The sequence below is a fragment of the Ferrovibrio sp. genome (genome assembly GCF_964218355.1).
GTDB lineage: Bacteria > Pseudomonadota > Alphaproteobacteria > Ferrovibrionales > Ferrovibrionaceae > Ferrovibrio.
This window is the reverse complement of the sequence record NZ_CAXPMC010000016.1, coordinates 368,078-385,911: the sequence shown is the minus strand read 5'-3', so window position 1 is coordinate 385,911 and position 17,834 is coordinate 368,078. Positions and strand designations below refer to the sequence as shown.

18 protein-coding genes are annotated in these 17,834 nt (G+C 68.7%); 9 read left to right on the top strand and 9 right to left on the bottom strand.

Annotated elements, in window-relative coordinates; all coding sequences use genetic code 11:
• The 3 genes from ACEQZY_RS11065 to secA form a co-directional block, all read right to left on the bottom strand.
• A complete protein-coding gene (locus tag ACEQZY_RS11065; RefSeq protein ID WP_341705542.1) occupies nucleotides 1–630 on the bottom strand; it encodes a LysE family translocator in 630 nt (209 codons plus the stop codon).
• Nucleotides 631–705: 75 nt separating this feature from the next.
• On the bottom strand, nucleotides 706–1,719 hold the full coding sequence (locus ACEQZY_RS11060; RefSeq protein WP_370154303.1) for a DUF2891 domain-containing protein: 1,014 nt from the start codon (nucleotides 1,717–1,719) through the stop codon (nucleotides 706–708).
• A complete protein-coding gene (gene secA / locus ACEQZY_RS11055) occupies nucleotides 1,716–4,457 on the bottom strand; it encodes a preprotein translocase subunit SecA (protein WP_341704712.1) in 2,742 nt (913 codons plus the stop codon). The genes ACEQZY_RS11060 and secA overlap by 4 nt, the downstream gene beginning before the upstream one ends.
• Before the next feature lie 278 nt (nucleotides 4,458–4,735).
• On the opposite strand from secA, the gene dapE reads away from it, so the two are divergent.
• The 4 genes from dapE (at nucleotide 4,736) to ACEQZY_RS11035 (ending at nucleotide 8,614) form a co-directional block, all read left to right on the top strand.
• Complete coding sequence (gene dapE / locus ACEQZY_RS11050; RefSeq protein ID WP_341704713.1) at nucleotides 4,736–5,938, top strand: succinyl-diaminopimelate desuccinylase; 1,203 nt, start codon at nucleotides 4,736–4,738, stop codon at nucleotides 5,936–5,938.
• A gap of 12 nt (nucleotides 5,939–5,950) precedes the next feature.
• Nucleotides 5,951–6,523 (top strand): hypothetical protein, encoded by a 573-nt coding sequence (locus tag ACEQZY_RS11045; RefSeq protein WP_341704714.1) that lies wholly within the window; start codon nucleotides 5,951–5,953, stop codon nucleotides 6,521–6,523.
• A gap of 30 nt (nucleotides 6,524–6,553) precedes the next feature.
• Entirely contained in the window at nucleotides 6,554–7,942 is a 1,389-nt protein-coding gene (locus tag ACEQZY_RS11040; RefSeq protein WP_341704715.1) for an ATP-binding protein, read from the top strand.
• 75 nt (nucleotides 7,943–8,017) lie between these two features.
• Entirely contained in the window at nucleotides 8,018–8,614 is a 597-nt protein-coding gene (locus ACEQZY_RS11035) for a DUF6624 domain-containing protein (protein ID WP_341704716.1), read from the top strand.
• 48 nt (nucleotides 8,615–8,662) lie between these two features.
• Here the strand turns inward: ACEQZY_RS11035 and truA are convergent, their stop codons facing one another.
• From truA to def, 3 genes are read right to left on the bottom strand one after another with little or no spacing between them, the layout of a single operon-like run.
• A complete protein-coding gene (gene truA, locus ACEQZY_RS11030) occupies nucleotides 8,663–9,400 on the bottom strand; it encodes a tRNA pseudouridine(38-40) synthase TruA (RefSeq protein ID WP_341704717.1) in 738 nt (245 codons plus the stop codon).
• Nucleotides 9,400–10,329 (bottom strand): methionyl-tRNA formyltransferase, encoded by a 930-nt coding sequence (fmt, locus tag ACEQZY_RS11025; RefSeq protein ID WP_370154443.1) that lies wholly within the window; start codon nucleotides 10,327–10,329, stop codon nucleotides 9,400–9,402. Before fmt ends, truA begins: the two co-directional genes overlap by 1 nt.
• A gap of 25 nt (nucleotides 10,330–10,354) precedes the next feature.
• Nucleotides 10,355–10,873 carry a peptide deformylase gene (gene def / locus ACEQZY_RS11020; protein WP_341704718.1) on the bottom strand — a complete coding sequence of 173 codons (519 nt, stop codon included), beginning with the start codon at nucleotides 10,871–10,873 and terminating at the stop codon, nucleotides 10,355–10,357.
• A 93-nt stretch (nucleotides 10,874–10,966) separates the two neighbouring features.
• Between def and rmuC the strand changes: the two genes are divergently transcribed.
• The 4 genes from rmuC to ACEQZY_RS11000 are packed head-to-tail and all read left to right on the top strand — an operon-like array spanning nucleotide 10,967 to nucleotide 14,050.
• A complete protein-coding gene (gene rmuC / locus ACEQZY_RS11015) occupies nucleotides 10,967–12,487 on the top strand; it encodes a DNA recombination protein RmuC (RefSeq protein ID WP_370154296.1) in 1,521 nt (506 codons plus the stop codon).
• The gene (locus ACEQZY_RS11010) at nucleotides 12,484–13,125 is read left to right on the top strand and encodes an exopolysaccharide biosynthesis protein (RefSeq protein ID WP_370154293.1); all 642 of its coding nucleotides are present in this window, start codon (nucleotides 12,484–12,486) and stop codon (nucleotides 13,123–13,125) included. The genes rmuC and ACEQZY_RS11010 overlap by 4 nt, the downstream gene beginning before the upstream one ends.
• Before the next feature lie 14 nt (nucleotides 13,126–13,139).
• The gene (locus ACEQZY_RS11005; protein ID WP_370154290.1) at nucleotides 13,140–13,562 is read left to right on the top strand and encodes a cupin domain-containing protein; all 423 of its coding nucleotides are present in this window, start codon (nucleotides 13,140–13,142) and stop codon (nucleotides 13,560–13,562) included.
• Entirely contained in the window at nucleotides 13,559–14,050 is a 492-nt protein-coding gene (locus ACEQZY_RS11000) for an N-acetyltransferase family protein (protein ID WP_370154287.1), read from the top strand. The genes ACEQZY_RS11005 and ACEQZY_RS11000 overlap by 4 nt, the downstream gene beginning before the upstream one ends.
• Here the strand turns inward: ACEQZY_RS11000 and ACEQZY_RS10995 are convergent.
• Nucleotides 14,019–14,870, bottom strand: coding sequence for a helix-turn-helix domain-containing protein (locus ACEQZY_RS10995; protein WP_370154284.1), 852 nt, complete (start codon nucleotides 14,868–14,870; stop codon nucleotides 14,019–14,021). The genes ACEQZY_RS11000 and ACEQZY_RS10995 overlap by 32 nt on opposite strands.
• Before the next feature lie 89 nt (nucleotides 14,871–14,959).
• Between ACEQZY_RS10995 and ACEQZY_RS10990 the strand changes: the two genes are divergently transcribed.
• On the top strand, nucleotides 14,960–16,165 hold the full coding sequence (locus ACEQZY_RS10990; RefSeq protein WP_370154281.1) for an MFS transporter: 1,206 nt from the start codon (nucleotides 14,960–14,962) through the stop codon (nucleotides 16,163–16,165).
• Here ACEQZY_RS10990 and ACEQZY_RS10985 read toward each other — a convergent pair.
• Nucleotides 16,146–17,048, bottom strand: coding sequence for a DMT family transporter (locus ACEQZY_RS10985; protein ID WP_370154278.1), 903 nt, complete (start codon nucleotides 17,046–17,048; stop codon nucleotides 16,146–16,148). The two genes, ACEQZY_RS10990 and ACEQZY_RS10985, sit on opposite strands and share 20 nt — an antisense overlap.
• 138 nt (nucleotides 17,049–17,186) lie before the next feature.
• Complete coding sequence (locus tag ACEQZY_RS10980) at nucleotides 17,187–17,678, bottom strand: hypothetical protein (protein WP_370154275.1); 492 nt, start codon at nucleotides 17,676–17,678, stop codon at nucleotides 17,187–17,189.
• Between the last annotated feature and the right edge of the window lie 156 nt (nucleotides 17,679–17,834).

Sequence of the window (17,834 nt, the reverse complement as noted above, 5' to 3'; positions counted from 1 at the left end):
TCAGGCCGACCGCTTCAGCGTGGCGGTCAGCAGCCCGGCACCGACCAGCATGGCGCCGCCGGCCCGGTTCATGTTTTTCAGCACCTGCGGATTGGCGATCACCCCGCGCGCGCGGCCCATGGCGAGGATATAGGCACCCTGGATCAGCGCCGCCAGCAGGTCGAAGGTGATCATGAACACGATCACCTGCGGCCAGAGCGGTCGCGCCGGATCGATGAACTGCGGCAGGAAGGCGGCGAAGAACAGCAGCCCCTTCGGGTTCAGCAGGGTGACCAGGAAGGTCTGGGCGACGGCGCGGCCGCCGCCGCCCGGCACCTGCGCCTGCACCGTCAGTTGCGGCGGCGGGCTGCGCCAGAGCTGGATGCCGAGCCAGACCAGATAGGCCGCGCCGAGCCATTTCATCACCAGGAATGCGGTGGCCGAGGCCGCGAGCACGGCGCTGAAGCCGAGCACCGAGAGCGTGATGGCGCAGATGTCGCCGAGCGTGACGCCGACCAGGCTGAGGGCACCCATGCGCCAGCCGCCCGACATGGTGTGGCCCAGCACCATCAGGGTGGTGGGGCCGGGAATGGCAATCAGGACGGCCGCGGCGGCGGCGAAGGCAAGCCACAGTTCGGGGCTGACGGGCATGATGTTTCCTCCACGTTTGCAGGTCAGCCAGCCACAGCCGGCCGGGCTTGGCAAGGCTGCCGTGGGGAAAGCGGGTTACAGCCCGTCGGCCGCCAGCGCCGCGAAGGTGGCAAGCCAGTGCTCGCCGCCGTAATCGCCGCTGTCGAGGAAGGGCAGGCTGGCGGCTTCGTGGGCCTCGGCGCAGGCGAGCAGGGCCGGCTGCCGCGCCGCCGGCAGGGCGGCGGCGATGCCACGCAGGCACCAGGCGCGGCTGAGATTGAGACCATCGAGATGCACGCCCTTGGCATCGGTGCGGTCGGCGACGATGGCCGGCGTGAAGGCGGCCGCCGCCTGCGGCAGGAAGGCCGTCCACCAGGCGGCGAAGTCTGGCGGCGGCAGCAGGTGCCGCAGCAGCAGGGCCTCGGTCAGGGCGCCGGACAGGAAATCGTCGCCGCTGGGCTCATAATGCGCCGGATAGTCGCGGTCGGACAGGAAGGCGTGCCGCGCATAGCCGTCGATGCCTGCCGCAAGCGCGGCATCGCCGGCGCCGCGGGCATACTGCAGCGCCAGCACCAGGGCGAAGGCGGTGTTGAAATGGGTGCCGGTGCGGATCGGATAGGTGAGCTTTGCCAGATAGGGCGCGAAACGCCCGGCCAGCAGCCGTTCCAGCGGCTGCAGCGCGCGGCGCCAGCCGGCGGCCTGCGGCTGCGGCAGCCGGCGCAGCTCGTCGGCCAGCGCCAGCAGCCAGCCCCAGCCATAGGGGCGGGTGAAACCGGCGCGGCCCGGTGCCTCGAAATACGCCACCTCGCCGGCGATATGTCCGGCGGTCAGATGCGCGTCGAACAGGGCCGTGATGGTGTCGGCTTCGGTGCCGTCGGGAAACCGCCGCAGGATGCGGGCCAGCAGCCAGAAACCGTGCACCGCCGAATGCCAGTCATAGCTGCCCCAGAAAGCCGGATGCAGGGCGCGCGGCGTCTGCGCATCGGCTGCATCGTTCAGCAGATGCATCACGTGGTTCGGGTATTCGCGCCCGAGATTGCGCAGCGGCAGGGCGGCGAAACGCGCCGCCCGCGCGGGGGTCAGGCCCGGAAACAGGCCGCCACCGCTCATTTGCCGTGGCAGTGCTTGTATTTCTTGCCCGAGCCGCAGGGGCAGGGCGCGTTGCGCGGGGTGTTCTTCCAGGTCGCCGGCTCGTCGGGGTCGACTGCCGTGCTGCGGTTGCCATGCACCGGGCGGGCCGGCAGCAGGCCCTGCGCCGCATCCGAATCGCCCGCGCCCTCGATCTCCTCGCCGCGGCTTTCATGCCAGGCCTGGCTCTGCGGCTGCGACGGCCGGGCGAACAGCTCCTGCGGCTGCTCCTCGGCGCGGATCTCGACGCGGGCGAGGATGGCGGTGACCTGCTCGCGCAGACGGGCCAGCATCTGGCCGAACAGCGCGAAGGCCTCGCGCTTGTATTCGTTCAGCGGGTCCTTCTGGGCATAGGCGCGCAGGCCGACCGCCTGGCGCAGGTAATCCAGGTGATGCAGATGTTCCTTCCAGCACTGGTCGAGAATCTGCAGCAGCAGGCTGCGCTCGACCATGCGCATCACATCGGGGCCGAAATTGGCGGCCTTTTCGGCCATCTTGCGGTCGGTGGCATCCAGCAGGCGTTCGCGGATCACCTGGTCGGCGATGCCCTCCTCCCGGGCCCAGTCGGCGATCGGCAGGTCGAGGCCGAAAATGCGGGCCACCTCCTGCTGCAGGCCTTCGGCATCCCACTGCTCGGCATAGGCCTTTTCCGGGATATGGCGGCTGACCAGGTCCTCGACGATCTCGTGGCGCATGTCGGTGACGGTATCCGACAGATCGTCGCTGCCCATCATCTCGATGCGCTGCTCGTAGATCACCTTGCGCTGGTCGTTCATCACATCGTCGAACTTCAGCAGGTTCTTGCGGATCTCGTAGTTGCGCGCCTCGACCTTCTGCTGCGCCTTTTCCAGCGCCTTGTTGATCCAGGAATGGATGATCGCCTCGCCCTCTTCGAGGCCGAGCCGCTGCAGCATGCTGTCCATGCGCTCGGAACCGAAGATGCGCAGCAGGTCGTCTTCCAGGCTGAGGAAGAATTTCGAGGCACCGGGATCGCCCTGGCGGCCGGAGCGGCCGCGCAGCTGGTTGTCGATGCGGCGGCTTTCATGGCGCTCGGTCCCGATCACGTAGAGGCCGCCGGCGGCCAGCACCTGCTCCTTCTCGACGGCCACCTCGGTGCGAATCTGCGCCGCCATCGCCTCCTTCGCGGTGCCGTCCATGCCCTGGGTCTCGGCCAGGATGCGCATCTCGGCATTGCCGCCGAGCTGGATGTCGGTGCCGCGGCCGGCCATGTTGGTGGCAATCGTCACCGCGCCGAGCCGGCCGGCCTGGGCGACGATGAAGGCCTCCTGGTCGTGGTGGCGGGCATTCAGCACGTTGTGGGTGATCTTCTGCTGCTTCAGGAAATCCGACAGCAGCTCGGATTTCTCGATCGACACGGTGCCGACCAGAACCGGCTGGCCCTTGGCCCGGCATTCGCCGATCAGCTTGACGATCGCCGCGTATTTCTCGCGGGCGGTGCGGTAGACCTCGTCATCGGCATCGATGCGGGCAACCGGCACGTTGGTCGGGATCTCGACCACGTCCAGCTTGTAGATGTCGGCGAATTCCGCCGCTTCCGTCGCCGCCGTGCCGGTCATGCCGGCCAGCTTCGGATACATGCGGAAATAATTCTGGAAGGTGATCGAGGCCAGCGTCTGGTTTTCGGTCTGGACGGCGACGCCTTCCTTGGCTTCCAGCGCCTGGTGCAGGCCGTCGGAATAGCGGCGGCCTTCCATCATGCGGCCGGTGAATTCGTCGATGATGATGACCTTGCCGTCCTTGACGATGTAGTCGACATCGCGGGTGAACAGCGCATGGGCGCGCAGGGCCTGGTTGGCGTGATGGACGACGGCGATGTTGTCGGTGTCGTACAGGGAGGCCGATTTCAGCAGGCCGGCATCGCGCAGCAGCTGCTCGATATGCTCGGTGCCGTCTTCGGTGAAATGCACCGTACGCTGCTTCTCGTCCTTCTCGTAGTCGGAGGCGACGAGCTGCGGGATCAGCACGTTGACCTTGACATAGAGGTCGGTGGTGTCTTCCGACGGGCCCGAGATGATCAGCGGAGTGCGCGCCTCGTCGACCAGGATCGAGTCGACTTCGTCGACGATGGCGAAGTTGAACGGCCGCTGCACCATCTGCGCACGCTGGAACTTCATGTTGTCGCGCAGGTAGTCGAAGCCGTATTCGTTGTTGGTGCCGTAGGTGATGTCGCAGGCATAGGCGGCCTGGCGTTCGGCATCGTCCAGCCCGTGCACGATGATGCCGGTGGAAAGCCCAAGGAAACCGTAGACCCGGCCCATCCATTCGGCATCGCGGCGGGCGAGGTAGTCGTTGACGGTGACGACATGCACGCCCTTGCCGCTGAGCGCGTTCAGGTAGACGGCCAGCGTGGCGACCAGCGTCTTGCCTTCGCCGGTCTTCATCTCGGCGATGCGGCCGTCATGCAGCACCATGCCGCCGATCAGCTGCACGTCGTAATGGCGCTGGCCCAGCACGCGCTTCGCCGCCTCGCGCACCACGGCAAAGGCTTCGGGCAGCAGGTCATCGAGATCGGCGCCGCCATTCTTGCCGTCGCCGGCGAGGCGCTGCTTGAATTCGACCGTCTTCGCCTGCAGCTGGGCATCGGTCAGCTGCGAGATTTCCGGCTCCAGGGCGTTGATCGCCTGGACCGTCTTCAAATAGCCCTTGACCGCCCGGTCGTTGGCCGATCCGAACAGTTTCTTGGCAAGCGCGCCGAACATGCCCTACTCCCGCGTATTCCGGCCCAGATTGTCGGCTGGAGAGACGTAAATCCGCGTCGCCAAAAGGAAACCGGCGACGGAAACCGGGGTTACAGATATGCATTGCCACCCCCGATGTCAACGAAGCCACCCTGCGGCAAAGCGGAGCGCCGGGCGCCGCCGGGCGCCGTTGACCCGCGCCGTTTCAAGGGGTTACATGCCACTGTCACGATCCGGTATTCCCCCGATGCGGCGGGAATGACGGCATCGCCCCGTTTTCCTGCCGCAAGGTTCCCACCGTGCCCCAGTCCGCCCCCGCCGTGCCTGCCCCCCTCGACCTTGCCCAGGCCCTGATCCGCTGTCCGAGCGTCACCCCGGCCGACAAGGGAGCGCTGGGTGTGCTGGAGGCGGCGCTGGTCCCGCTCGGCTTCCGCTGCGAGCGGCTGCGCTTCAGCGCGCCGGGCACGCCGGATGTGGAGAACCTGTATGCCCGCTGGGGCGATGGCGGCCGCAATTTCTGCTTCGCCGGCCATACCGATGTGGTGCCGGTGGGCGATGCCACCGCCTGGACGGTCGATCCCTTTGCCGGCGACGTCATCGAGGGCCGTCTCTACGGCCGCGGCGCCACCGACATGAAATCGGCGATTGCCGCCTTCGTGGCGGCGGCCGGGCGCTTCCTTGCCGGCGGCGGGGGCCGTCTAGACGGCTCGATCAGCCTGCTCATCACCGGCGACGAGGAGGGGCCGGCGATCAACGGCACCACCAAGGTGCTGCAGTGGCTGGCGGAGCGCGGCGAGGCCCTGTCGGCCTGCGTGGTCGGCGAGCCGACCAATCCGCTGCGGCTGGGCGAGATGATGAAGATCGGCCGGCGCGGTTCGCTGACCGCACGCATCACCGTGCATGGCATCCAGGGCCATGTCGGCTATCCGCATCTGGCCGACAATCCGCTGCCGCGACTGCTGGACATCCTGACGATGCTGAAGACACGACGGCTGGATGGCGGCAACGCCCATTTCGAGCCGTCGAACCTGGAGATCACCACCGTCGATGTCGGCAATCCTGCCAACAACGTGATCCCGGCCGCCGCCCATGCGGTGCTGAACATCCGCTACAATACCGAGCAGACATCCGCCGGCCTGAAAAGCTGGATCACCCGCTGCTGCGAAGCAGTCTGCGGCCCGGCCGGCCGCGCCGATGCCAATGCCGGCCGCTTCGATCTCGTGCTGGAGGACGGCGCGATGCCCTTCCTGACCGAGCCCGGGCCGTTCGTGGCGGCGATGGCGGAGGCCGTGCAGGCGGGCACCGGCCGGGTGCCGGAACTGAGCACCACCGGCGGCACCTCGGATGCGCGGTTCATCCAGGCTTTCTGCCCGGTGGTGGAATTCGGCCTGGTCGGCCAGACCATGCACAAGGTGGACGAGAATGTGCTGGTCGCCGACATTGCCGCGCTGTCGCAGGTCTACGAGGGCATGCTGCGGCGCTTCTTCGCCCTGCAGTCCTGACGCCGCCGCGCCATGGGATTTCCCACGCGCCTGGAAATGACCGCCGCCCTGCGCGGCTTCGCCGCTGTGCTGCGCGGCGAGGCGGATGCCCTGCGCCATTACGACCTGTCGGTGGATGGCTTCTGGCGGTCGTTCTGGCCGGCCCTGCTGCTGACCGTGCCGTATGTGCTGCTGCTGGAACCGCTGGTCGCCGCCGCCGCCGAGGATGCCGGCGGAGTCGGCTATATCGCCGGGCAGGGGCTGCTGCAGCTCGCCAACTGGTTTGTCTATCTCGGGCTGATGATCGTGCTGTGTCGGGCCTTCGGGCTGACCGGCCGCTATGCCGCCTTCGTGGTGCTGTATAACTGGGCGCAGGCCATCGCCATCCTGGCGACGCTGCCGGTGCTGGCATTGACCCAGTGGGGCCTGCTGCCGCCCGGCACGCCGCTGGGCTGGAGCGGCATCCTGCTGCTGGTCTGGCTCTATGCCGTGGTGCGGATGGCCCGTATCGCGCTCGGCGCCCCGCTGGCGGCGGCGCTGATGGCCGCCCTGCTGGATCTGGCAGTGACGGTGTTGTTGCACCGCCTGGTTGATTTTATACTCTAGGGAGCAAGCCTGCAGAGGGTGGCAATGAGGGTGCTGGAACGGCTCCTGGGGTTCCTCCTGCCGGTGCCGGTCAGCGACGCGGCGCTGCTGGCCGACCTGCGTCACGAGCAGATTGCTGCCGTTACCGCCAACATCACGGCGCTGAACATCTCCCGGCTCGGCCTGGCCGCGGTCAGCGTGGTGCTGCTGGCCGGGCAGGTGCCGGCCTGGATGCTGTCGCTGTGGACCCTGGTCTTCCTGCTCAAGACCGCATTCGACGAGCGCCAGTGGCGACGGTACCGCAAGGCGGCGCAGTTGCGGCGCAGCACGACGCGGCAGCGCCGCGCGCTGGTGTTCGATGCGGTGATCTTCGCCGTGATCTGGGCGGCCCTGCTGCTGTTCCTGCTGTTCGACCTGCCGCTGATCGACAAGGCGCTTCTGCTGCTGCTGGTCGGTGCGGTGATGATCTTCTCGATCATGACGATGCATCCGGTGCTGGGCGCCGCCTATGCCTATGTCTTCCCGATTTCCGCCATCATGATGATCCTGATCCCCTCGCTGGAACAGCCGCGGCTGGAGGCGCAGGTGCTGTTGCTGGTGATGGTGTTCCTGATGGGGCTTCTGGTGTCGCGCGCCAGCCATCTGACCTTCGTCGACGGGGTGCGGATCAAGCTGCAGAACCGTCGGCTGTTCGAGCAGGCCGAGATGGCCAGTCGCGCCAAGTCGGAATTCATCGCCAACATGAGCCACGAGCTGCGCACGCCGCTGAATGCCATCATCGGCTTTGCCGAGGTGATGCGGGCGGCGCCCTATGGCCCGCTGGAAGCCCATTACAGCGATTATGTGCAGGATATCGAATCGAGCGGCCGCCACCTGCTGGCCCTGATCAACGACATTCTCGACCTGTCGAAGATCGAGGCCGGCCGGATGGAGCTGCGCGAGGAGGCGGTCGATCTCGATGCGCTGGTCGAGAGCTGCTTCAGCCTGCTGCGGTCGCGGGCGGCGCAGGGCGGCCTCGATCTGGTCAGCCGGCTGCCGCCGGGCCTGCCGGAATTCTGGCTCGACCCGCTGAAAATCAAGCAGGTGCTGCTGAACCTGCTCAGCAATGCGGTCAAGTTCACCCCGGCCGGCGGGCAGGTGACCACGATGGCGGAGCAGGGGGCGGATGGCGACTGGATGCTGACGATCGCCGATAGCGGCATCGGCATGTCGCCCGAGCAGATCGCCGTGGCGATCCAGCCCTTCGGCCAGATCGACAACCGGCTGTCACGTAACCATGCCGGCACCGGGCTGGGTCTGCCGCTGGCCCGGCGGCTGGTGGAATTGCACGGCGGCGAACTGGACTTGCACAGCGTGCCCGGGCAGGGTACGCAGGTAAGCATCCGCCTGCCGGCGGACCGGCTTCTGCATAATGCCATGGCCCGGGCCCAGGATATCTGAACGCGGTATCCGCGGGCCGTGGCCGGGCGTCGCCGGGGTGTTTCACACGGGCCAAAGTCAGACGGGGGATTCCGGATGGACCAGAGTTTGCGTCAGCGCCTGATCGACATGGTCGACGAGGCTCGCCGCCTGCGCAGCGAGCTGGCGGCCGACGGCAGGCTGTTCATCGGCTACAACGCCGATCTGCGGGCAGCCCACAATGCCCAGGCCAAGACGCTGGCCGGGCTGGTCGACGAGTATGGCTGGCCCGATGTGGCCCTGGTCGGCGAGGATGGTGCCGCCGCCGCCTGGATGATCGCCCAGCAGGCCATCGGCCTGCCGCGGTTCATGCGGGCCTGCCTCGAGATGGTCGAGGAAGCCGCCGCCGCCGGACGGGTGCCGCGCTGGCAGGCTGCGCTGCTGACCGACCGGGTGCGCTGGCTGGAAGGCCGGCCGCAGGTCTACGGCACCCAGTTCGACTGGAACCAGGCTGGCGAGCTGGTGCCGCTGCCGATCGAGGACGAGGCGAATGTCGATGCCCGCCGGGCCACGGCCGACCTGAAGCCGATGGCCGACGGCCTGAAGCAGCGCCGCGAGGAGGCGGCCCAGAATGGCGAGGTTGCGCCTGCCGACTGGGCGGCCCGCCAGAAGGAATTCGAGGACTGGGCCAGGGCCATCGGCTGGCGTGGCTGATGCCCGCCAGAAAGGCGAGGGGGGGCTGGCGCGGCTGATGCCGGGCCGTCAGTAATCCACCCGCATCAGATACAGGCCCTCCGGCGGGGCCGTCGGCCCTGCGGCACGGCGGTCGCATTTCTCCAGGGCGGCCCGTACATCGGCGGCGGTCCAGCGGCCCTCGCCGACCAGCCGCAGCGTGCCCACCATGATGCGCATCTGGTTGTGCAGGAAACTGCGCGACTGTGCGGCGATGTGGATCTCCTCGCCGTCGCGGGTCACTTCCAGCCGGTCCAGCGTGCGCAGGGCCGATTTCGCCTGGCATTCGCTGGACCGGAAGCTGTTGAAGTCGTGATGGCCCACCAGCATCTGCGCGGCGGCCTGCATCGCCCCGGCATCCAGCGGCACCGGCACATGCCAGACGCGGCCGGCCTCGATGCCCGGCGGTGGCCGGCGGTTGAGGATGCGGTAGAGGTAATGGCGCGCCGTGGCCGATAGCCGCGCGCTGAATTCCGTGTCGGCAATGGCGGCATCCAGCACGCTGACGCGCGCCTCGCGCAGGTAGAAATTCAGGCCGTCGCGCAGGCGGTCGGGGGTGAAGTCGCGGTCGAGGTCGAAATGCACCACCTGGCCGCGGGCATGCACGCCGGCATCGGTGCGGCCTGCCACGATGGTCTCGATGGTCTGGCCGCTCATCGCCTGCACGGCGTCTTCCAGCGCCTGCTGCACGCTCGGCTGGTCGGCCTGGCGCTGCCAGCCGGCAAAGCGGCCGCCATCATATTCGAGGGTGAGGCGGAAGCGCGGCATTACGACAGCCGGCTGCCGCGCGGCAGCGGGTGGCCGTTCAGGAAGGCCTCCACCGGCACCGCGGATTTGCCGGGCCGCTGCAGGCGCAGAAGCCGCAGCGCGCCGGGATCGCTTTCCATGCAGCAGGCGACGAGCCCGGCATCGTCCAGCATCGTGCCCGGCCTGCCCCTGCCTTCGGCCGGCGCGCAGGCCAGCAGCTTGACCCGCTCGCCATTCTCCGTTGCGAAGAAAGTGCCTGGCCCCGGATTGAGGGCGCGCACCGCGCGGTCGATCTCGATGGCCGGGCGGGTCCAGTCGATGCGTCCCTCGTCGCGTGCCAGCTTGGCGGCATAGGTGACGCCCTCGGTCGGCTGCGGCTGCGGCACGATCCTGCCATCGGCAAAATCATGCACGGCGCGCACCATCAGCGGCGCGCCGGCGCGCGCGAGGTCGTCATGCAGTTCGCCCACCGTCATGCGCGGGCCGATGGCGACGGTCTCGCGGGCCAGCACCGGGCCGGTATCGAGGCCGGCATCCATCTTCATGGCACAGACGCCGGTCTCGGCATCGCCGGCCAGGATGGCGCGCTGGATTGGCGCCGCGCCGCGCCAGCGCGGCAGCAAGGAGGCATGCAGGTTGAAGCAGCCCAGCCGTGGCGCATCGAGGATCGCCGGCGGCAGGATCAGGCCATAGGCCACCACGATGGCGGCATCGGCCTGCAGGGCGGCGAAATCCGCCTGTGCCTCTGGGGTTTTCAGCGAGACCGGATGGCGGACCGGCAGCCGGTGGCGTTCGGCCGCCGCCTGTACCGGCGACGGGGTCAGCTTCTGGCCGCGGCCGGCGGGACGCGGCGGCTGGCTGTAGACGGCGGCAATCTCGTCGCCGGCGGCAAGGAAGGCCTCCAGCACCGGCACGGCGAAATCCGGCGTGCCCATGAACACGAGGCGCAGGCGCGGCATGGATGCGGGCCCGGCCTCAGCCGGCTTCGGCGAGGCGCTTCTGCTTCAGCAGCTTGCGCAGGATCATGTTGCGCTTCAGCGCCGAGATGTGATCGACGAACAGGATGCCGTCGAGATGGTCGATCTCGTGCTGCAGGCAGACCGCCAGCAGGCCGTCGGCATGCAGCTCCCGCTTTTCGCCGTTGTAGTCGAGATGGCTGACCTTCACTTCGGCCGGCCGGGCAACCTCGGCATACTGCTCGGGCAGCGACAGGCAGCCTTCCTCGTAGACCTTGTCCTCGTCGGAAATCCAGGTGAATTCCGGATTGACGATGAACAGCGGCCGCTTTTCCTCGTCCTCGCGCGAGACGTCGATCACCAGCATGCGCTTCGGGATGCCAACCTGGATGGCGGCCAGCCCGATGCCGGGTGCCGCATACATCGTCTCCAGCATGTCGTCGAGCTGGCGGCGCACCTCGTCCGTCACCGCCGCGACCGGGGTCGAGACGGTTTCCAGCCGTTTGTCGGGGGCCGTGATGATCGGCAGGAGGGCCATGGGGTCGGGTCCGGTGTCGGTTCCATTACATTCGCTGCGGCCAGATAGGATGCGGGCTGGCGATCCGTCAAGCCCGCTGCTATCTAACCCTGTATGGATATAGTGATTTATGCCGGTTTTGCCATCCTGGCGGCGCTGCTCGGGCTGATCCTGTGGCGGCTGTCGGCCGGCCCCCGGGCTGCTGCGCAAGGCCCTGACGCGGCAGCGGAAATCGCTGCCCTGCAGGCCCGGCTGGAGGCCGCCGCGGGCGGCCGCGAGGCGGCCGAGACAGAACGCGCCGAGTTGCGCGACCGGCTCGACTCGGCGCTGGCCGCCCGCACCGCGGCGGAAACCCGGCTGACGGAACTGACCGCCCAGATCGAGGCCGCCCGCGCCGCACTGGCCGTGGCGGAGGTCGCCCGCGCCGATGCCGACCGGGAACGCATCCGCCACGAGCGCGAGGCGGCGCTGGCGCGCCAGCAGCTGGCCGAGCAGGAGAAACGCTTCGCCGATTACGAGCAGACGGTGCAGCAGATGACCGAGGCCGCCAAGGCGGCGACGCTGGAAACCGGCAAGCAGCTCTCCGCCATGCTGCTCGAAACCCACAAGCGCGAGGCGGACGAGCAGAAGAAGCAGGCCGAGGAAAAGGTGAAGACCACTACCGAGGGCCTGCTGCAGCAGGTCACGGTGATCACCGACACGGTCAGCCGCCTGCACCAGCAGGTCGGCGACAGCCGCCGCACCATCGAGACGGTGCACCGCGCCCTGTCGCATCCCGGCGGCGCCGGCCGGCTGGCCGAGATCGGGCTGGAAAACACGCTGAAGGCCTTTGGCCTGCAGCCGGGCCACGATTTCATCATCCAGTATCACGCGGCCGGCGACGGCGAGCGCGGTGCTCTGCGGCCCGATGCCGTGGTTTTCCTGCCCGGCGACGCGGTGCTGGTGATCGACAGCAAGGCCAGCAAGCTGCTGCTCGACCATGCCGAGGCCGAGGACGCGGCTGCCGAGGCCGCCGCCCTGCAGCAGCTGGCCCAGCGGATGGGCCAGCATCTGCGCGCGCTGTCGGCCAAGGATTACGGCAATGCCGTGCTGGCGACTTGGCGCGAGACGAAGCGCGGCGGCAGCCTGAAGCGCAGCATGACGGCGATGATGCTGCCCAACGATGCGGCGGTGGAGAAGCTGCGCCGCGCCGATCCGGATTTCGAGCGCCGGGCGGCGGAAGCCGATATCGTGATCGCCGGGCCGTCGGCACTGGCGGCGATCATCGCGGTGTCGCGCATGCAGATCGACAGCGGCCGGCAGGTGGAAAATCTGGACCAGATCGTAGAGGCGGTCGGCAAGCTGGTGGAAAGCACCGGCACGGCGCTGACGCTTGCCGAGAAGGTCGGCAGGGGTCTGCAGCAGGCGAGCGACAGCTTCGACCAGTTCAGCCGATCGGTAAACCGGCGCCTGCTGCCACGGATGCGCAGCCTCGCCAAGCTTGGCATCCGGCCAGGAAAGGCGCCGCAGGCCCTGCCCAGCTTCGAGTTCACCATCCGCAACACCGATGACATCATCGACGCGGAAGCCGAGGAGGTGGCGGCACCGCAGCTGCCTGGCTTCGGCAACGGCAATCGCAACGGCGAGGGCGAATGACGGCGCAGCAGCCCATCACCCCGGAACAGGTCTATGCGCCGCGGCGGATTTCCGAGATCGTCGCCGAACTCTGCACCGGCAATCCGGAAGACCGCATCACCCTGCACGAACTGCTGGAGCTGTTCGAGGTGCGGGCCTTCGGTTTCCTGATCCTGGTTTTCGCGCTGCCGAACGGCATCCCGGCGCCGATCGCGCCGGGGCTGTCGGCGATCCTGGGTGCGCCCCTGCTGCTGCTGTCCGGCCAGCTGGTCTTCGGCTTCAACCATCCGTGGTTTCCGAAAAAGTGGCTGCAGCGCAGCTTCCGCCGTGCCGACGTGGCCAGGCTGCTGCGGCCGTCGATCCCCTGGCTGCAGAAGATCGAACGCTGGCTGAAGCCGCGGCTGGAGCGGATCGCCGGCTGGCGCGCCCGCCGCCTGATCGGTGTCATCGTGCTGTGGAATGCCTTCCTGCTGTCGCTGCCGATCCCGTTCGGCAACCTGATCCCGGCCTGGGCGATCATCCTGGCGGCGCTTGGCCAGATCGAGCGCGACGGGCTGCTGGTGCTGAGCAGCCTCGCCGTCAGCGTGCTGGCCACCGGCTGGGTCGGGCTGCTGATCTTCGGCGGCATCGAGATCGTCAGCCACCTGCTCGGGATGTGAGGCGGCGCGGCGCCATGACGGCCGACGAGATCATCGCCCTGCTCGGCCTGCAGCCGCATCCGGAAGGCGGGCATTATGCCGAAACCTTCCGCGATGCGCAGACCGATGCCGCCGGCCGGTCGCGGTCGACGGCGATCTATTTCCTGCTGAAACGCGGCGAACGCTCGCACTGGCACCGCGTCGATGCGGTCGAGACCTGGCACTGGCATGCCGGTGCGCCGTTGCGCCTGAGCATCGCCGCTGCGGCCGGGGCGGCAGTGTCGCATCTCGTGCTGGGCAGCGACCTTGCCGCCGGCCAGCGGCCGCAGGGCATCGTGTCCATGCATCACTGGCAGGCGGCGGAATCCCTGGGCGAGTGGACGCTGGTGGGATGTACCGTCGCGCCGGGTTTCGAGTTCGGCGGCTTTGAGCTCGCCCCGCCGGGCTGGATGCCATGACGGTCCGCCCCGCAGCGGTCCGGATTCGCGATGCGGTGCAGGAAGACATTCCGGCGGTCAGCCGGCTGCTGGCGGAAACCTGGCACGACACCTATGACGTTCTGCTGGGAGCTGCCAGGGTCGCCGAGATAACGCGCCGCTGGCATGCCCTGGATGTTCTGGCGGCCCAGCTTGGCGTGCGGGGCACGGCATTTCTGGTGGCGGAGACCGAAGACACCCTGGCAGGACACGGGCTCGCGATGTGGCGGGACGGGCATCTGCATCTGGCCCGCCTGTATGTCGCGCCGAAATGCCAGCGGCGGGGCGTGGGGCGGCAGCTGCTGGCGGCCCTGGCCGACAGGTTTCCCGGGGCAACGGGAATCCGGCTGGAGGTTGAGAAGGGGAATGTGAAGGGGGTCGGCTTCTACCGTCAGGCGGGCTTCACCGCGACCGGGGAAAGCGTCGATGACGGCGCCGTCATTCTCGCAATGGAGAAGCGGCTGGCCTGACGGCGGCAGGATTTCCGGCCGCGAAATACCTGCCCGGCGTGGTGCCGAGACTGCGGCGGAACATCGCCGTGAAGGCGGCCGGGCTGGCATAGCCGAGATCGGCGGCGACCAGCCCCACCGGCTGGCCCTGCGCCAGCCGTGCCAGCGCCTCTGCCAGCCGCGCCTGCTGGCGCCATTGCTGGAAGCCCATGCCGGTTTCGCGCCGGAACAGCCGGGCGAGCGTGCGGCTGCTCATGCCGGCGTCACGGGCGATCTCCTCCAGCGGCATCTCGTCGCCGATGCCGGCCTCGATACGGCGGCACACCGCCTGCAGGCGGGCGTCCCGCGGCTGCGGCAGATGCAGCGGCAGGGCCTCCACGGCGGCCAGTTCCTGCAGCAGCAGCCGGGCGATGGCATCGCCGCGGCTGCCGGGCAGATAGTCCAGCGGCTCTTCCATGATGGCGAGAACCAGTTCGCGCAGCAGCGGCGAAACCTCGATCACCCGGCAGGCTGCCGGCAGGCCGGGGGCAGCGCCGGGCTCGACATAGAGGGTGCGCATCTGCACCGGCCCGACCATGCGCACCGCATGTTCGCAGGCCGGCGGTATCCATACCGCCCGGTGCGGCGGCACGATCCAGATACCGCCCTGGTCGCTGCCGGCTTCCCGGGCGGTGATCCGCATCACGCCGCTGGCGGCATAGAGCAGCTGCGCCCGGGCATGGCTGTGCGGCGCGATCTCCTCGCCGGGGCCGTAATCCTTCGGCATGGCCGCCACCGGGGGGCGGCTGTGCTGGTAATCGGCCGAATCGATGCTGCGGCCGGGGATGACGCTGCGGGGCATGTCCGATTCTCGATAAAAGCAGGCAGGACTGTCTCTATCAGACACCCCTATCCTGCAGCCTGCAACCGTCTTTCCGCCGGAGTATCGGGATGTCGCAGGCACGCCGGGTGATCGGCTTCGTCAATCTGGCCCACAGCATCGACCACATGTTCGTGCTGATCTTCCCCACCGCCGTGCTGGCGATGGGCGACAGCTTCACCAGTTCCTACGGCGAGCTGCTGGCGCTGTCGGTGGGCAGCTTCATCGCTTTCGGGGCCGGTTCGCTGCCGGCCGGCTGGCTCGGTGACAAGTGGAGCCGGCGCAACATGCTGGCGGTGTTCTTCATCGGCATCGGCGCGGCCACCATCCTGACCGGACTGGCACAGTCCGAGGTCATGCTGGCGGTCTGCCTGACCCTGATCGGCCTGTTCGCGGCGATCTACCATCCGGTCGGCGGTGCGCTGCTGGCCAGCCATACGGAAAAGCTGGGCCGCGACCTTGGCATCAACGGCGTCTGGGGCAATCTCGGTATCGCCTTCGCCGCCCTGCTGACCGCCGGCATCGCCCAGTATCTCGGCTGGCGCTTCGCCTTTTTCATTCCGGGCGCGCTGGCCATCGTGGCCGGCATGGCTTTCCTCGTGCTGGTGCCCGACGACCATGTCGCCATGCGGGCGAAGGCCAAGCCGCAGGCGGCCGTGCCGCGCGCCGTGGCAATGCGGGTCTTTGCCGTCCTGACCGCGGTCACCGTTGCCGGCGGTGTGGTGTTCAGTGCCGCCACCGTGTCGCTGCCCAAGCTGTTCAGCGAACGGCTGCTCGGCCTGGTCGATTCGCCTGCCGCGGTCGGCGCGCTGGTCGCGGCGGTTTATGTCGCCGGCGCGGTGGCACAGCTGATCATCGGCGGTCTGGTTGATCGCCACAGCCTGCGGCGGATCTTCGTGCCGCTCGCGGCCCTGCAGGCGCCCTGCCTGTTCGTCGCCGCCACCGCCGGCGACTGGGGCCTGCTGCTGGCGGCGGCGGGGCTGATGTTTGCCGTGTTCGGCCAGGTCACCATCAACGACGCGATGATCGTGCGCTACACGGCCGATGAATGGCGCTCGCGGGCCTATGCCCTGCGCTACCTGCTGTCCTTCGGGGTCAGCGCCGCCGCCGTGCCGATGGTCGCGCTGCTGCACGACCATGGCGGCGGCTTTGCGTCGCTCTACCTGGTGCTTGCGGGCTTTGGTTTCTGCGTCTTTCTTGCGGCGCTGTTCTTTCCCGGCCGGCACGAGGCGGCACCGGCGGCGCCGTCTGCCGGCCTCAGCGGCGCTTCGCCCTGAGATCGCCGGTACCGAGCAGGGCGCCGGCGACGATCAGCGCGCAGGCCAGGGCCACCTGCCAGCGGGCCTCGCCCTGGCCGAAGGCGAGCAGCAGCAGGGTCGACAGCAGCGGTGCCGCATAGGCCATGCTGCCCAGCGCGCGGATGTCGCCGCGCTTCATGCCGTGGTCCCAGCAGAAGAAGGCCAGCCCGACCGGCCCGAGGCCGAGGCCCAGCACCGCCAGCCATTCGGTGAGGTCGGCCGGCCAGACGCTCTGCTCGAAGGCGAAATGCAGCAGCCATGACAGAACCGCCGTGGCGGCGCAGAAGCCGCCGACGGCGTCGGTCGGCACGCTGGCGAAGCGGCGGCTGAGCACCGAATAACTGGACCAGGTCAGCGCGGCGGCCAGCGCGGCCGCATAGCCGGCCAGATGCCGGCCCTCGAAGGCGACATCGCCCTTGCCGAGCACGAGGTTGACCGTGCCGGCCAGGCCGAGCACGACGCCGGCCAGGTGGAACCAGCGCAGCCGTTCGCCCGGCAGCAATCCGGAAAAGACCACGATCAGCAAAGGCCAGAGATAGTTGATCAGGCTGGCCTCCAGCGGCGGCGCCAGCTTCAGTGCCAGGAAATACAGGGCGTGATAGCCGAGCAGGCCGGCCACCCCCAGAGCCCAGGCCAGCGGCGGCTGGCGCAGGTGGCGCAGGGGATTCTCGCCGCGCGCCAGCCACAGGATCAGGGCGGCCAGCGCGGCGATGGTGAAGCTCATGGCATTGACCTGCAGGGCCGGCAGCGACGGGGTCAGCGCGGTGAACAGGGCCAGCGAGGCCCAGAGCAGGATGGCGATGGCGCCGATCAGGGTGGCGCGGCGGCGCTGCGCGGCGGCAGCGGGAACGGAATCGGTCATGGTTGGAATCCGGGAGACGAAATATCAGGAGGCGCGCAGGCCGCCGTCAGGGCAGGGCGCTGCACGGAGGATGATTGCGGCCGCCGGCGGCCGCGATCTTAGCGGAAGCCGCCTGCCTTGCAAGCAGGCAGGATGCCTTCAGACCGGGCGCGCGTCGTCCAGCCGGTAATAGAGGGCCGAAGCCTGCCCCTCCAGCAGCCGCAGGGTGCCGCGCAGCTGCAGCGGATTCCCGGTCAGGGCGACAGGCTTGCGGCTGCGCACGGCGACGATGCGGCCGAGATCCCCCATCATGCAGCCGGCGCAATGGAACTGCAGGCCGCCGAGCAGGAATTCGCGATGTTCTGCCTCCTGCCGGATCGGCATCATGTAGCCGCTGAGCAGGACCGGCTGCCCATCCAGGTCGCGCAGGGTGGCGGGAAAGCGGCTGATGGCGCCATCGCGGAAACGCTCGGGCCCGGCCGCAGCCAGCAATTCCCAGTCCAGGGCGCCATCGGCCGGCGGGGCGGCAAGGCGGAGATGTGCCGGCGCCGGCTCCAGCGACATGGCCCGCGCCGCAGCGACGGGAGTGCCGGCAAGGGCGAATCCGCCGGCGGCAACTGTGAAAGCGGACAGGAACTGGCGGCGCTGCATGGCGAGCCTCGCAGACGGGAGGGGATGAAACATTATATCGGCGTCGATCCCTACCGTTCAAGATGCCGCCTGCTTTTCCGGCGTGCGTCCGGCCCGGAACTTGCTTATAAACACCGGCGGGTTCCAGCGACCCGGCCAGCGGAGGTTGCCAGGATC

Coding starts and splice junctions, on each gene's coding strand:
- ACEQZY_RS10980 (WP_370154275.1), bottom strand. CDS start 17,678: ATGCAGCGCCGCCAGTTCCTGTCCGCTTTCACAGTTGCCGCCGGCGGA.
- ACEQZY_RS11010 (WP_370154293.1), top strand. CDS start 12,484: ATGACGGCGCAGCAGCCCATCACCCCGGAACAGGTCTATGCGCCGCGG.
- ACEQZY_RS11045 (WP_341704714.1), top strand. CDS start 5,951: ATGGGATTTCCCACGCGCCTGGAAATGACCGCCGCCCTGCGCGGCTTC.
- ACEQZY_RS11065 (WP_341705542.1), bottom strand. CDS start 630: ATGCCCGTCAGCCCCGAACTGTGGCTTGCCTTCGCCGCCGCCGCGGCC.
- ACEQZY_RS11060 (WP_370154303.1), bottom strand. CDS start 1,719: ATGAGCGGTGGCGGCCTGTTTCCGGGCCTGACCCCCGCGCGGGCGGCG.
- ACEQZY_RS11005 (WP_370154290.1), top strand. CDS start 13,140: ATGACGGCCGACGAGATCATCGCCCTGCTCGGCCTGCAGCCGCATCCG.
- ACEQZY_RS10985 (WP_370154278.1), bottom strand. CDS start 17,048: ATGACCGATTCCGTTCCCGCTGCCGCCGCGCAGCGCCGCCGCGCCACC.
- truA (WP_341704717.1), bottom strand. CDS start 9,400: ATGCCGCGCTTCCGCCTCACCCTCGAATATGATGGCGGCCGCTTTGCC.
- ACEQZY_RS10995 (WP_370154284.1), bottom strand. CDS start 14,870: ATGCCCCGCAGCGTCATCCCCGGCCGCAGCATCGATTCGGCCGATTAC.
- secA (WP_341704712.1), bottom strand. CDS start 4,457: ATGTTCGGCGCGCTTGCCAAGAAACTGTTCGGATCGGCCAACGACCGG.
- rmuC (WP_370154296.1), top strand. CDS start 10,967: ATGGATATAGTGATTTATGCCGGTTTTGCCATCCTGGCGGCGCTGCTC.
- ACEQZY_RS10990 (WP_370154281.1), top strand. CDS start 14,960: ATGTCGCAGGCACGCCGGGTGATCGGCTTCGTCAATCTGGCCCACAGC.
- ACEQZY_RS11035 (WP_341704716.1), top strand. CDS start 8,018: ATGGACCAGAGTTTGCGTCAGCGCCTGATCGACATGGTCGACGAGGCT.
- def (WP_341704718.1), bottom strand. CDS start 10,873: ATGGCCCTCCTGCCGATCATCACGGCCCCCGACAAACGGCTGGAAACC.
- ACEQZY_RS11000 (WP_370154287.1), top strand. CDS start 13,559: ATGACGGTCCGCCCCGCAGCGGTCCGGATTCGCGATGCGGTGCAGGAA.